Origin of the sequence: Methanosarcina sp. UBA5 (genome assembly GCF_002505485.1) — an archaeon.
Classification (GTDB): Archaea; Halobacteriota; Methanosarcinia; order Methanosarcinales; family Methanosarcinaceae; genus Methanosarcina.
Map to the genome: position 1 here is coordinate 1 of NZ_DAVG01000028.1, position 14,092 is coordinate 14,092.

The following is a 14,092-nucleotide window of genomic DNA, read 5'->3' on the forward strand; positions in this document are numbered from 1 at the left end:
AAGCCTGCTAGGTGCTTTTGTGTCCAGTGCACCCATGCTTATAGGTATTCGCATACTACAAGCTGCAGGAGCTGCTGCCGGTTCCTCGATATCCATGGCAATGACAAAAGATATATTTGTAGGTTCAGAGAGGGAAAAGATTCTTGCATACATAGCTGTTATTATGGCCCTAGCCCCTATGCTTGCTCCAGTCATTGGTGGCTGGATCATTTCGGATTTTTCCTGGCGTTGGATCTTCTTCCTGGAGGCATTTATGGGAATAGTTGCAGTATGTGGGATCCTTTATTTTCCGGAAACACTGCAAGAGGTATCTGAAGCTCCCCTATCTCAAGTCATGCATATATACGGCAGGCTGCTGCTCAACCATTCCTACATTGTTATGGTCCTTCTCATGTCAATAAGCCTGCTTCCCCTGTACGGTTTCATTGCAAGCTCTTCTGCCATTTATATTAACGAATTTGGCTTAAGCGAGCAGAAATACAGCTACTTCTTTGCTTCCAACGCCCTTGCCATTATGATTGGTTCTTTCTTCTGCCTTCAGCTGACAAGAAGAATCAGTTCTAAGTACCTGATGACTATTGGATTTGCTGGAATTTTCCTGGGTGGGGTTTTACTTCTCTTCACAGGACATCATGGTCCCTACAGCTTTGCTCTGTCTATGTGTATGGTTAGTTTTTCCCTGGGCTTGAGCCGGCCTCCGAGTAACAATCTTGTGTTAGAACAGGTCAACGGGGACACAGGTTCAGCTTCTTCCCTACTGATTTTCAGCTATTTCATGCTTGGAGCTGTAGGCATGTGGTTCATCTCCTTTGAATGGGCAGACAAGATTCCTGTACTCGGAGCCATTGCTGTTGGTTGTGGAGCTCTGGTGCTTGCAGCGTGGACTATTCTACAGAAAAGAGGTGTAAAGGGCATCGCTTAAACCGTATAATGTCTTAGAATTCTTATAGAAGGCGCCGCCATATAAGCTGGCGGGTTCACTTTTAGACATTATATTGTCGCGCCTGTCTGATGAGGTATAGATCTTGAATTGACTTTGTTGCCCACAAAAGAAAGTTACTTTGATTACTCCTTTTTGAGATCTGGCACACACAGTATTACTTCTGTGCCTCCAGAGCTTTTTGCCGCTTTACGAATCTGACTCCCATCTCAAAAGCTTTCTGGCAGTCCTGCGGAAACACTTCTTTTCGCCTTTTTGCCTTTTCCTGAGGATTGAAGATAGAAGAAACATATTTTGAATAATCATCAAACTGGTATGTGTCGGTGCTGCATAATGATTCTGAATACCCGAATATCCTTGTTGCAACCCATTCATTTGACTCAATAAGCTTATTAATCCCAACCAGCTCAAAAAGGTCCTCAGTGATGTTCATAGTGTAGATAAAACCAATAGGAATATTTCTGGGATAGAATGTCTGTGTATCAATAGAGTAGGTTATATATGGGAATATATAGCGCTCCATAAAAGACCGCATTTCTCCTGTAGAATTCCCAAGGTAAATTGGAGATCCGAGTATAACTGCATCAGCATCTACTAACTTCTCCAGCACAGGTGTCAGCTCATCCTTCACTGCACACTTTCCATAGCTTTTTCCACCCTTTAATTTGCAGGCAAAACAACTTGTGCAGCCTTTAAAGTTGAGATCATAGAGATGGATTAATTCGGTTCCTGCGCCCTCTGAAGTTGCACCTTCAAGAACTTTTTCCAGCAGGGTGGCTGTGTTCCATTTCTTTCGAGGACTTCCGTTTATCGCTATCACTTTCATGACTTTTACCCCGTGTTTTCAACTTTTTTTACAATTATATTCGCAATATAGGTACCTTAGTTTTCTCTATACGATCGGTATGGTTATAGGTTTCACTATGTTAAAGATTATTGAGATCATGGGCGTTTATCTGATAACTTTGATAAAGTTATAGGTTTCACTACTTTACAGATTACTACAGTATCCTCTCAATAGCCAGACACAGAAAAACCTGGAAAAAAGAACCGTTTTTAGTAAGTTTTTCTCAGAAGTCGAGGTAGAGAACTTCAACAGAAAGCTGCGGAGGAAGAGAGCATTAATGGTCAGGCTGTTGAGCCCAGGGAAAGTTTCCGAGCTAAATGTTTTGGTCTACTAGCCTGCGTTTTCTCTGGTTATAAGTAATTTTATAAGCCATGATACAGATATACAAATTATTCAGTAAGTTGACCTATCTCATCTAATATTGTGAAAAACTCCGAATTATCAATTCCAGTATTTTTAAGATTCGACATCTAAGGAGTACTAACAGCCTTCCAGTCTACTGATGCTTTTCGCAGAGTTTGAGGTTTCATGAACAAGCAACAAGCCATACTGATGTTATTATTGCTCCTTCCTCTTCTTTTTGTACTGTATTTGCTTGGCCCTTTCTTACTTATGCCTTTTATTGACAGTTCCTGGTATTACTCCGAAGAAGTTGATATTGGGCCTTTTGATTACAATTCCGTACTTACGAAAGCGGAGAAAGCCGGCTATGAAGTGGAAGGTTCCTGGCCCTGGCCCGAAAACTTTTCGGGCTTTGAGCCCGGGGATGTTCCGGAGCTCCGGAAAAGCTTCGGAAGTGATGCTCTTGTGCAGGATATAAGGCTTAATTATAACGAAAACTCCGAGCTTATAATATTTATATGTGAAAACAGAACTGAGGCAGGGATTGGAACCTGTATTGCCGTCTCGAACTTCAGCCACTCTGATCCTGATTCCCCCTTACAGCTATCGGAATTTCCTGATGACTCCTGGATGCTTGAAAAACTGGAGCTCCTTTTCGGACCGGATGAAAAAGCTTCTGAAAAGTATCTTGATACTCTGAAAAAAGCAGCACAAAACCAGACTTGGGACGCCGAAATACAGGTAAACGAGTCTCCAAATTTCCCAGCTGTATATGCCTATTTTTTGGAAAACAGTGATAATTCCAGCTATGGACCCAGTTCAGGTATTTATACATACTCCACAAGAGGTTCAGGCATGGAAGAAGTCTTTATAAAGGACGGAAACAGGATGGGTTCTGTAAGGTGTTTTGTCCCGGAGGCAGAGGTAGTAAATTATGATAAAGAGAACAAGTACATAGGAAACAGGTACATAGTTGAACTCGATGCCTCAGGAAAAGTCAGGCTCGAAATCATAATGCATCCCGGAAGCAGCGGAGAATCGATACCTGAAGAAAAATACCGGGCGTTTTTCAGGGAGATGTTTAAAGAAATGGGACTTTCTCCTGAAGCGGTGGACAGCTTTGAATTTTTTCACAGCTCTTCAAGGGTATGGTAAAATATAACAACACTTAAGTAATTTCTTTGTTCCCCAAGCTGCGTTTCGAGATCACAAGGAATTATAAATTTTTAGAAATTTACAATATAACCGCAACAGAATCCGATTCATCTCACTTCGCTCAAGAAGACTGAATGAAGAAAAATTACAGTATATCTAGATCCTGAAATGGCATTCACCATACTGAACCATTCTTATACGCTCGACGAAGGAGAGCGGCCTTTTCACGGGGAAACAAAAAAGAAAAGAGCAGGCAGATCATTTACTTTTGTTCTATCATATTTTCAAGTTTCTTCTACTTTTCATTCATTTTACTTTTATTTATTTCAACTTTATTCATTTTACTTTTATTTACTTCAACTTTATTCAGTTTACTTTTATTTACTTCAACTTTATTTAGTTTCTTCAACTTATTTCAGCTTTTTGGGAAGGACCAACAGACAGGCTGACGAATTTATTTTTAGATATTATGTTATTGCATCTATCCGATAAGGTATAGATATTTGAGAAATTCGTAAACAGGACTAACTAAATATATATAACATGTTCTCTTAACTTATCATGAAAAAGAACAAAGTATCCCCCATAAAAGCTCCAGGCTAATGACTATGATACGTAAAAGACTTCATCGTTATTCCATGTTAAAAAGATATGGCCAAATAATTGAGGTTCTCCAGAAATATGGGTTTGGATATATTGTTGATAAGATAGGTTTGGGCAGTATAAGGGACTTGACCTATAAGTTTAAGAATAAAGATCAGGTGAACAGGCTCAGTACTCCAGGGTCTGTTAGAGCACGTAAGATACTTGAAGAACTGGGTCCGACCTACATTAAGTTAGGTCAATTACTGAGCATGAGGCATGACCTTATTCCTTTAGAATATGCTAACGAATTTGCAAAACTTCAGGATGATGCACCCTCTTTTGAGTTTGAAGAAGTTGAGCTAATTATAAGAGAAGAACTCGGTCATTCCATCGAGGAATTGTTCGATCACTTCGATAGAAAACCACTTGCCTGTGCGTCTATCGGACAGGTGCATCGGGCAAAGATAAAAAATGGCGATGAAGTTGTCGTGAAGGTCCAGCGTCCTGGTATAAAAGAAGTAATCGAATCCGATCTGGATATTATGTACAGTATAGCTAGGCTTATTGAGGAACATATACCTGAGGCAAGACTGTACAGGCCAATTGAAATTGTTGATGAGTTCTCTCGCAGTATGCTTGAAGAAATAGATTATACTCAGGAAGGGTGGAACACAGATCGTTTTGCATACAATTTTAGGAATAACAAGCAAATTCGCATTCCAAAAGTTTATTGGGATTACACAAACAAACGCGTACTGACCCTGGAATATATTGAAGGTATAAAAGCTAGTCACGCGGATTTACTGGATCAGCAAGGGTTAGACAGAAGCAAAATCGCTCTTGTCGTGGGGGAAGCTTTCATGCAGCAGGTATTTAATGATGGTTTTTTCCATGCAGACCTGCATCCAGGAAATATCCTGATTATGAAAGACGGAACTGTAGTATTTCTTGATTTTGGGATGACGGGCCATCTCTCCTCAGAAATGTGCGATTTGTTTTTGGATGGACTGACGGCGTTAGTTAACGGGGATAGTTCGCTCTTAGTAGAGTTATCCAGGGATATGGGTTGTATAGATTATCATGCAGATACAAGATCCTTGAAAGTGGACATTGAATATTTTCTCTCTAAATACTACGGTAGGGCTCAGAAAAATCTTGATGCTTCTGTAATAATCGAAGAGTTTATAAGTATTTTAAGAGAGCATCAGGTAATAATACCACATAATATAGCCTTATTAGTAAGAGGTATGGTAGTAGTTGAAGGATTTGGACTGATAATTAATCCTAACTTCAATATAACTGAGCTTATCGAACCTTATGCGAAAAAAGAAATAAAGGAACGTTATCATCCACAAAATCTGGCCCGCAGAACTTACAGCAATATCTCAAGCTGGTCTCGTCTTTTCCAGAAAGCTCCGACTAAAATCTCACATATCCTTGATCATGCCGAAAATGGTTATTTAAGAATAAAGTTTGAATCGGAGGAAGGTAGTCGGCTAATATCCGAGATCAACGTTGCCAGTAATCGTCTCTCTTTTAGTATGATAATCTCTGCCATGATTATTGCTTCTTCTATGGTCATCCAGACAGATATGAAACCTTTCTTGTGGGGTGTACCTTTTCTTGGCATTTTCAGTTTCTTTCTCGCCAGCCTCTTTGGGCTATGGCTTGTCTTCAATATTTTCAGGACAGGCCGGATATAACTTCCCAAGTGTGTATTTGTTGAAAAATTTAGTTTAAAAAATCCTGAAGAATAATGTCTGGAAAAAAGATCTAAATGAAGTATTGAAAAGTAAGTTCTGAAACAAAATCTAAAAGGTAAATTTAAAAAAATTAATCCTAAAAAACAAGTTCTGAAAAATAAGGTCAGAAAAATAAGTCGAGTCAATTCATTTTGGGTCTTTGAACTCAATTTGCGTAAAAAATAAGAAACCAGGGCAGGTTATGGCTCTGGAAAGACCATAATCTGCCCTGGTACTCTTAATGAACTTGTAATGTAACCAGTCTGTTTAGATGTTGTGCATCGGTGCATAACTGTTTCCCGGATACGACGATACTACCGGTCTGGGCAGGTCGATATCCAGAGCTTCTCTCAAGACTTCTTCAATGGTCTCTACAGGCACGAACTGAAGCTCATTTCTGGCATCTTCAGGCACATCTTCAAGGTCTCTTTCGTTTTCTTTTGGCAGGATTACCTTCTTTATGCCTGCTCTGTGAGCTGCCAGGATTTTCTCTTTTATGCCTCCAACGGGTAGTACTGCCCCGCTCAACGTTATTTCACCTGTCATGGCGAGTTTGGGGTCAACAGCTTTTCCGGTTATCAGGGACGTAAGGGCCGTAAAGAGGGTTACGCCTGCGGACGGGCCATCTTTAGGGGTTGCACCTGAGGGCACGTGGATATGAATATCGCTTGAAGTGAAGTCAAAGCTGTTTGCAGTATTTGCAAGCCGTGACCTGACAAGGCTCAAGGATATCTTGGCAGACTCTTTCATCACATCCCCAAGCTGACCTGTAAGCGTAAGTTTTCCACTGCCTGGCATAAACGTACCTTCTATGAAGAGAATATCTCCTCCTACAGGTGTCCATGCAAGTCCTGTAACCACACCAGGTACATTCTCTTTTCTAGCCTCTTCCTGCCGGATTATCTCTTTACCGAGAATCTCTTTGAGCATATCCGCCCTGACCACGTAAGGAAGGTCTGCCTTGCCTGACACGATTTTCTCTGACACAAACCTTGCAGTTTTAGCAAGCTGCTTTTTAAGCCCCCTGACTCCGGCTTCGCGGGTGTATTTATCGATGATTACTTTCAGGGCTTCGTCCTCAATTTTAAGTTTATCCGCATCAAGGCCGTGGTCTTCCAGTATGCAGGGCAGCAAGTGATCTTTTGCAATTGCAAGTTTTTCATTCTTTGTGTAACCTGAGATCTCAATCGTTTCCATCCTGTCAAGAAGCGGCCAGGGTATACTTGCCAGGGAGTTGGCAGTGGCTATGAACAGGACATCAGACAGGTCATATGGAATTTCCAGATAGTGGTCTGAGAACGTGCTATTCTGTTCAGGGTCAAGAACTTCCAGGAGGGCACTTGCCGGGTCTCCAGAGTAGGAAGCTGAAAGCTTATCGACCTCATCAAGAATAAATACAGGATTTTTCGTGCCTGCTTTTCTCATGCCCTGAATAATCCTTCCGGGCAGGGCGCCGATGTAGGTTCTCCGATGTCCCCGGATTTCAGCTTCGTCTTTGACGCCTCCAAGGCTGACCCGAACATATTTTCTGCCCAGAGCATCGGCAATGCTTTTTCCAAGGCTCGTTTTACCGGTTCCGGGTGGCCCTGTCAGGAGCAGAATTGAGCCCTGCTTCTCATGTTTTAATTTCATAACTGCCAGATGCTGGATTATTCTCTCCTTGACCTTTTCAAGTCCGTTGTGGTTGCTCTCAAGCACCCGACGAGCTTCGGAAATGTCAATGCTCTTTTTCTCTTCGGTTATCCAGGGAAGGTCGAGCAGGAGGTCAAGATAATTCCTTATAACATGAGCTTCAGGATTGTGACTGCCTCCGGTTTCGAGTTTCTTCAATTCGGAAAATGCCTTCTTTTTTATCTCATCAGGCATAGTTGAGTTTTCAATTTTCTCCCTGTAAGCAGCGTCGCCCGAAGCCGAGTCATCCCCTTCATTGAGCTCTTCCTGAATCACCTTCAGTTGCTCACGGAGCATTGCCTCTCTATTCGACTTGCTTATTTTGTCAGTGACTTTTTTTGCCATTTCAATCTGGAGATTGATGTTTTCTTTATGCTTTGTCAGGATATGGAAGAACAGAAGATACCTCTCACGAACCGAGGCGAGCTCAAGGAGTCTCTGCTTTTCGGCAAGTTTTACGGGTATATACGGCATGGCAAATCCCATTATCTGGTCAATGGAATCCATCTTGTCAATTGACCGGGTAAACTGTTCGGAGCCCTGGAACCTGTTGCTGATCTCGTGAATAGTCTTCTTTATATTCGCCATCAATTCGGCCTCATCGTCCTCATCGAAATCCGGCAGATCGTGGACAGGCTTGTAAATTGTGTAGAACAGCCCATTCTTCCGATAGAGAGAAACTGCCTCTACCCTTTCGATAGCCTTTGCGACAACGAGATATCCGTCATCAGCCGGCTGTACATATGTAATTTTAAGCAAGTTTCCGATTTTATACAGACTCTCTTCGGATAGGTCTGAAGCTTTTATACCGCTCTTTACCGTTAGCCCGATAGCATTAATGAACTCGGAGTTTTTCATTTCATTAAATAGTGTCTCGCCGGTAACTTTGTCAGCCATGAGTTTTGTCCGGCTTCCAGGGTAAACCACTATCTCAAAAAGGGGTATTACCAGTTTCTCTCTGTTATCATCAGCTTGTTGTGAATACATTGTCATCGTCTCAATCATCATCTCGAGTACTTAGTTTAAATTAACCTAACTATTTTTGCGAACAAAAAATTATCTTATCTTTCCCAATATTTCGATAAGCGTGTCCAACTCTTTTTCATCCAGTGAATTCGCTATCTTTTCAATAACCTGCAATAAAGCATTCTTCTCAGCACGGGCTATCATCTGCCCTTTTTCTGTCAGATGTATGTAAAAAATTCTACCATCATCCTGGGATTTCTCCCTGTACACACATTCCATTTTGACAAATTTATTAATCATCTCGGTGATGGTAGGCTTTGAGTTGCTGGTGATTTTAGCAAGCTTGCTAAATGTTACTTCCCCGCATTCATCAATAGTCTTCAGGTATCCGATCTGCTTGAGAGTAATATCAGATAACCCGCATTCGGAAAAGATCTGACATGAGCATCCGCTTTTGATTTTGATAAGGTTTTCAAAAACTATGAACAAATGCTCTTTTTTCTCCATCATATCTCGATCCTTTCTGTTAGTTTGGCTTTTCCTAATTATATACTTTTCGGCCATCTCCACTCTTGGTCCAGGGTCCTGCATAAAATTCCACTACTTGAACGCAAGCGTTGAGCCACAACCGTTGCGCCGGTTGATCACGCCGACACTGCTGTAACGCTTCGTTTTCGCTCAAGCCTTTTTTGAAAAGGCTTGTGACCACGCCGCTGCAAGGGGTTCTTCGATCAAACCTTTTCAAAAAAAACCTGCGTTTTTAAAAAAAATTAAAGTGCCTGGGCCGGTTCGGCCTGGTCCTCGGTTTTTATCTGGAGTTCTGCCTTATCTCTGAAATGAACATAAAGGGCATAAATTAGGTTACCTATGAAAAAAGTCCACCAGGCCGTAAAAAGGGCAACTAAGATATGAGTGCCTGCTCCTCCCCAGCCTCCTGCCTTTTCCATGATCGCTACATTATCAGATTCGGTTTTAAGTTTCCATCCTTCGACCTGCTTGTCTTCAATGGCTTGTCTAAATGCGTTTCTCGAAACTCTCTTAACATTTACATTCTCGGCTATGTTCTCGCTCTCCTCGCTGGCCGCATACGCCAACTTAATTTTAAATAGTCAAGTATGATTATATAAACGTTTATGGTTTTATTAATAACTTAAATATTATTAAGAAGGTTTGACCGCAAGCCTTTTTAAAAAGAGGTGTGACCACGCCGCTCAGGGCCTTTGGTCAAGCTTTCCGCCGGAAAGGTTGCGCTTAAAACTCAATCTCTTTTTCGTCAATCAATAAACTTTTAATTATGGCATTTCCATATTTGTCAATGATAACTTTTGCATCAACTTCTTTTATCCCTTTCTGCCCCACCTCTTCTATCTCCATCCCCCTGCCTTCGGGAACAAAATAATTTTCAATACCGTAATTTACCCTGAGTTCCTGAATGGTCACTTCTTCGTTTTCCCCATATATGATATCGTTTATCTTACCTTTGATGTAAAGCTCATCTTTTGGTGGAGTCGCGTATATTTTTTTAGGTACTCCGTACCCATTTTTCAGTTCCAGTGCCAGATATACTGGCTCTTCGTTATAAAAGTAAGAATCCTCAGCCTGAAGTTTTTCCATATCCAGGGTACTGATTTCGTAATTAAGGGTCACATAGTCTCCCCTGAAAAGGTCTCTTGGGTCTACTGGCAGGGTTTTGAGCATAACCTCAGTGCCGGTCCTGAGGGTATATTCCTTATAGGCAATAAAGCCTGAAAAAATCAGGAGCCAGAAAACCACGGTAATGTAAAGGATTTTCTTCTGTTTCATTCGCAGTCCCTCCCTGCTCCTGGAAGGTTCATAGTTCCACAGCTTCTGGCTCTCAAACTGCAGCTTTTCATCGTTTCACTCCGGCAAACTGAGCTTTTAATTCTCTTCTTTTTCTTTCCAGTATTATACTTATAGTTAACAGGGCAAGTCCCCCGAGCATGAAAAAGAATGACCTTGGAAGAAGTTCCCAGAAAAAAATCAAAATATCTTGCAAAAATCAACGGTATAAACCAGAACATTGCAGTATTTATGTAAATTTAAAGGAAATTTTGGCAGAAAGAGGGATAAAGGAATTCAAGATATGAATATAGTTAAAAAAGAACAGGCTGATGCTCTAAATCGATGTGTTCTTTATGAAGTCGATTTTATAAACAAGTTATTCGGAATAGCTGTCTAAATTTGGATATTATCTGAGGAATATTCTTCTCTTTTAAGTTCTTTGCTTTGCAACTGAATTTTTACATACACAGTATGAATTTTTGCAATAGAAGCCTCAAAACTATCCAAGTAAATTCGCTTTTTATAAAAAAAGCTTTATATTTTAAAATAGATGTGACATTTAGAGTTACTATGTTGTTAATTCAAGCCAACGATGCATAGATCTATTGTTATTCCTTGGCAAAAACATGAAGCTTTTTTGGGGTGGTAAAGGATGCAAGAAACAAGAGAAAGCGAAGAAACTAGAGTACAGACTCCTAAAGCAATAAACGAAGCAGCTAGAATACAGATTCCTAGAACAATAGAAGAAGAGACTAGAGTACAGACTCCTAAAGCAATAAACCAAGCATGTGCTAGCATACAGATTCCCAGAACAATAGAAGAAGAGACTAGAGTACAGACTCCTAGAGCAATAAACCAAGCATGTGCTAGCATAAAGATTCCCATAACAATAGAAGAAGAAACTAGAGTACAGACTCCTAGAGCAATAAACGAAGAAGCTAGCATACAGATTCCAAGAGAAAACGTACGTGAGATCAGAATAGAAATTCCTACAGATATAGAATTTTCAGAAGAGGAGATTAAGAAAATCGCTGCTGCGACTAAAAATGAAATCATTGACGTTATGCGTGGCGTGCAAACGAAATCAATTAGCTGAAAAGAAGGAAACAATACCATTACAACCAGATATAAATGAAGTTGGCTCGCAAGAATAATACACAAAACATGGCAACATAAAGGATCTAAAGTCAAAATAGGTTCCAATAATGAGTGTTTGCTGAGAGTTAAATTTTTCAAAAGCCTGCAGATTCGATTAGGAAATCTTTACAGGCATTAACTTTCTGAAAGAAGGATGGTATAATGAACGTATGTTTTGTAAATGCTCTGACGATGAGCGATTTTGGTGATCCGGAATTGACTCTAGCCTCGGACCAAGTAACTTCCCCACCGCTAGGAATCCTGAGCCTCGCCGCTGTTTTATGTGAAAAGGGAATTACTCCGCAGGTGGTTAACCTTAATAAATTATTTATTGATTTCCTTAAGTGCAATGAAGATGAAAAGCCATCTGATCTCTTGACATTTATAGTCGAGCATATTAAATCATTGTCCTTCGAGATTCTTGGGCTTAGCACAATTTGCAGTTCGTATCCTTTAACTCTTAGGATTGCACGTGAAATCAAAAAATTTAATCCTGCTGTTAAAATAATTTTGGGTGGTCCGCAAGCTTCCGTCGTAGACATCCCAACGATGAAGGCTTTTCCTTTCATTGATTTTGTAGTGAGAGGGGAGGCAGAGGATACATTTCCTCTTTTGCTTGAAGCTCTCTCAAGTACAGATTTTTCAATACAGTTGGAAAAAGTTCCGGGAATTACGTTTAGAAAAGGTGTTGACGTAATCCGTAATCCCAATGCCCAACCTATACTTGACCTCGATCGTCTACCTTTACCTGCTTATTTTCTTGATCCAAGTATAAATGAGTACAAAAGTATTTCTCTGGAAGTTGGCCGTGGCTGTCCATTTAATTGCACATTCTGTTCAACAAGTGAGTTCTTTAATCGAAAATTTCGTCTCAAATCTCCCCAGAAAATAATTGAACAAATGAAATTTATCAAAGATAAATATGGAATTAATAATATAACCTTTACTCATGACAATTTTGCGGCAAATCGTAAGAAGGTCGTCGAATTCTGTGAAGCTATAATTAACTGTGGAGAGGATTTTTTTTGGACTTGCAGCGCCCGTACAGATCAAACTGATGACGAACTTATTTCTCTTATGAAAAAAGCTGGGTGTCAAGGGATTTTTTTCGGTGTTGAGACAGGCTCAGCTCGTTTACAACAAATGATTAATAAGAAACTAAATCTTTCTGATGCTATTATGCGGATTAAGTGTACTGATCAGCATGGAATTAATACAACTGTATCTCTGATCACTGCTTTTCCGGAAGAGACAAAGGATGATTTAAGAAGTACAGTTAATTTTTTAGTGGATTTATTACGTTTCAACAATGTTGAGCCCCAACTTAAACTTTTAGCTCCGCTTGCAGGAACACAACTCCATTCCATATATAAGGATAAATTACTACTAGATTATATTTATTCCGACATATCTTATCAAGGCTGGAAACAGAACCCAGATGATATTGAAATGATCAAAGCTAATCCGGAAGTCTTCCCAGATTTCTATTCGATTCCAACGTCTCATATAGACCGACTATACTTCAAAGAGGTTCAAGATTTCGTTACTGCCATACAAACCTGGTTCCGATGGCTACCGGTTGCACTTTTACAGGACAGTGGAGATATACTAAATGTTTTTGATAGATGGAGAATATGGAGAACTAGCAAGCTCATAGATAACTTAAATTTAAATGCTAATGAAGTACCATATTATAGTCGTAGAAAATTCGTTGAAGACTTCTTTGAGTTTGTTCTGACTTACTACTATAATGAGATGGCGAAAGCAAAAAAAGTAATCTCTTCGATTATTGAGATCGAAAATCTTTTTTTAACCCATGAGGGCGAACTTGCAATTGAATCACACAAGAAACTTGTAGTTTTCAATTCAACTTCTTTTCCATATAAACCCAAAGATTTGCATATAACTCGACTAAATTTTGATTATAAAGAACTTATTCAATGTCTGAGAGATAAAAAGAACCTCAACCAAATTTCTGATAATAACGTTACGATCGCCTTCAGAGAGGCAAACAGGGAACGGAGAGAAATATCTGTGCGAATTTTGAGTCCTATCTCAGAAGAACTTTTAAATGTGTGTGATGGGAGCCGTACTGTTAGCGACATTGTTTCTAAATCTTCCTTGCTAAAAGCACAGGTGGATGGGATTGCATCTGAGAAAGTGTGCTATTATGGATTAAGTCAACTTTTAAAGCAAGGACTGATTGAAGTTTCATCTCAACCAATTTTGGTAGATTTTAAAAATCAGGTCTGAAGCCCAAGGCAAAGCCCAGCATTTGTCATCCGTTATTTAAGGGTAATTTGCTGTCATGTACTGCAAAGTTACTATTATTAGATTCTGGTGCAAAAAATCTGCCTTTGTTACAAAATAATGTAAGCCTTTACAATTAGAAAAGTTAATTACTCTCAGCATCAAGAAAATGATACACGAAGGGAATAATTATAATATCAAACTGCGGAAATATTATTTTTGCACCAGAACCGCAGGAGGTTTTGTAGCAAAAAGCTCTGCATTTCACCGGGTTTTCTGATAAAACCAGGTGGAAGTCTGGGCCATGTGCCACAAAATGCAGAGCTTTTGCTAAAACCTGCGCGTCAGAAACCTAGTGTCGCATAAACAGCAAAATGTCGTATAAAATCAATTGCAATTATTCCAATTGCAATTATTCATCATCGTTAAATTTTTGAGGATTGACGAGACACTAGATTACTGTTAACACTCAATTCTTTCAATGCCTGCGATTATGAAATGGGTGAAAGCTCTTCCAAAATCGACAAGGGTCAGATACAGCAGTTTCAAATGTACTCGAATGATTTCCAAATGTATTCAAATTAGTTTTGGTGTTATTTGAGCAAAGTTCGATACGGAGAAAAAGAGAGCCTGAAATCTACTTCTTCTTGCACT

At 39.9% G+C, this 14,092-nt stretch carries 11 protein-coding genes; 6 read left to right on the forward strand and 5 right to left on the reverse strand.

Features of this window, described 5'->3' with window-relative positions:
• A partial coding sequence (locus tag BP621_RS02550; protein WP_292387793.1) for an MFS transporter occupies nt 1–922 on the forward strand: 922 nt, incomplete at its 5' end.
• Between the two features lie 175 nt (nt 923–1,097).
• On the opposite strand, the gene BP621_RS02555 is transcribed toward BP621_RS02550, so the two are convergent.
• Nucleotides 1,098–1,766 carry a flavodoxin family protein gene (locus BP621_RS02555; RefSeq protein WP_292387794.1) on the reverse strand — a complete coding sequence of 223 codons (669 nt, stop codon included), beginning with the start codon at nt 1,764–1,766 and terminating at the stop codon, nt 1,098–1,100.
• Between the two features lie 549 nt (nt 1,767–2,315).
• Here BP621_RS02555 and BP621_RS02560 point away from each other — a divergent pair.
• Complete coding sequence (locus BP621_RS02560; protein ID WP_292387795.1) at nt 2,316–3,284, forward strand: hypothetical protein; 969 nt, start codon at nt 2,316–2,318, stop codon at nt 3,282–3,284.
• 602 nt (nt 3,285–3,886) lie between these two features.
• Nucleotides 3,887–5,572 (forward strand): AarF/ABC1/UbiB kinase family protein, encoded by a 1,686-nt coding sequence (locus tag BP621_RS02565; RefSeq protein WP_349682040.1) that lies wholly within the window; start codon nt 3,887–3,889, stop codon nt 5,570–5,572.
• Nucleotides 5,573–5,878: 306 nt separating this feature from the next.
• Here the strand turns inward: BP621_RS02565 and lon are convergent, their stop codons facing one another.
• The 4 genes from lon to BP621_RS02585 all read right to left on the reverse strand — a co-directional run bounded on the left by lon (nt 5,879) and on the right by BP621_RS02585 (nt 10,051).
• On the reverse strand, nt 5,879–8,269 hold the full coding sequence (lon, locus tag BP621_RS02570) for an endopeptidase La (protein WP_292387854.1): 2,391 nt from the start codon (nt 8,267–8,269) through the stop codon (nt 5,879–5,881).
• A 69-nt stretch (nt 8,270–8,338) separates the two neighbouring features.
• Complete coding sequence (locus tag BP621_RS02575; RefSeq protein WP_292387796.1) at nt 8,339–8,839, reverse strand: MarR family winged helix-turn-helix transcriptional regulator; 501 nt, start codon at nt 8,837–8,839, stop codon at nt 8,339–8,341.
• A gap of 179 nt (nt 8,840–9,018) precedes the next feature.
• Nucleotides 9,019–9,342 (reverse strand): hypothetical protein, encoded by a 324-nt coding sequence (locus BP621_RS02580; RefSeq protein ID WP_292387797.1) that lies wholly within the window; start codon nt 9,340–9,342, stop codon nt 9,019–9,021.
• A 157-nt stretch (nt 9,343–9,499) separates the two neighbouring features.
• On the reverse strand, nt 9,500–10,051 hold the full coding sequence (locus tag BP621_RS02585; RefSeq protein ID WP_292387798.1) for a GDYXXLXY domain-containing protein: 552 nt from the start codon (nt 10,049–10,051) through the stop codon (nt 9,500–9,502).
• Between the two features lie 158 nt (nt 10,052–10,209).
• Between BP621_RS02585 and BP621_RS02590 the strand changes: the two genes are divergently transcribed.
• The 3 genes from BP621_RS02590 to BP621_RS02600 all read left to right on the forward strand — a co-directional run bounded on the left by BP621_RS02590 (nt 10,210) and on the right by BP621_RS02600 (nt 13,441).
• Entirely contained in the window at nt 10,210–10,356 is a 147-nt protein-coding gene (locus BP621_RS02590) for a hypothetical protein (RefSeq protein ID WP_292387799.1), read from the forward strand.
• 347 nt (nt 10,357–10,703) lie between these two features.
• Complete coding sequence (locus BP621_RS02595; RefSeq protein WP_292387800.1) at nt 10,704–11,147, forward strand: hypothetical protein; 444 nt, start codon at nt 10,704–10,706, stop codon at nt 11,145–11,147.
• 203 nt (nt 11,148–11,350) lie between these two features.
• On the forward strand, nt 11,351–13,441 hold the full coding sequence (locus tag BP621_RS02600) for a B12-binding domain-containing radical SAM protein (RefSeq protein ID WP_292387801.1): 2,091 nt from the start codon (nt 11,351–11,353) through the stop codon (nt 13,439–13,441).
• The last annotated feature ends 651 nt before the right edge of the window (nt 13,442–14,092 follow it).

Coding starts and splice junctions, on each gene's coding strand:
- BP621_RS02555 (WP_292387794.1), bottom strand. CDS start 1,766: ATGAAAGTGATAGCGATAAACGGAAGTCCTCGAAAGAAATGGAACACA.
- BP621_RS02560 (WP_292387795.1), top strand. CDS start 2,316: ATGAACAAGCAACAAGCCATACTGATGTTATTATTGCTCCTTCCTCTT.
- BP621_RS02565 (WP_349682040.1), top strand. CDS start 3,887: ATGACTATGATACGTAAAAGACTTCATCGTTATTCCATGTTAAAAAGA.
- lon (WP_292387854.1), bottom strand. CDS start 8,269: ATGTATTCACAACAAGCTGATGATAACAGAGAGAAACTGGTAATACCC.
- BP621_RS02575 (WP_292387796.1), bottom strand. CDS start 8,839: ATGCAGGACCCTGGACCAAGAGTGGAGATGGCCGAAAAGTATATAATT.
- BP621_RS02585 (WP_292387798.1), bottom strand. CDS start 10,051: ATGAAACAGAAGAAAATCCTTTACATTACCGTGGTTTTCTGGCTCCTG.
- BP621_RS02590 (WP_292387799.1), top strand. CDS start 10,210: ATGAAAAAGAATGACCTTGGAAGAAGTTCCCAGAAAAAAATCAAAATA.
- BP621_RS02595 (WP_292387800.1), top strand. CDS start 10,704: ATGCAAGAAACAAGAGAAAGCGAAGAAACTAGAGTACAGACTCCTAAA.
- BP621_RS02600 (WP_292387801.1), top strand. CDS start 11,351: ATGAACGTATGTTTTGTAAATGCTCTGACGATGAGCGATTTTGGTGAT.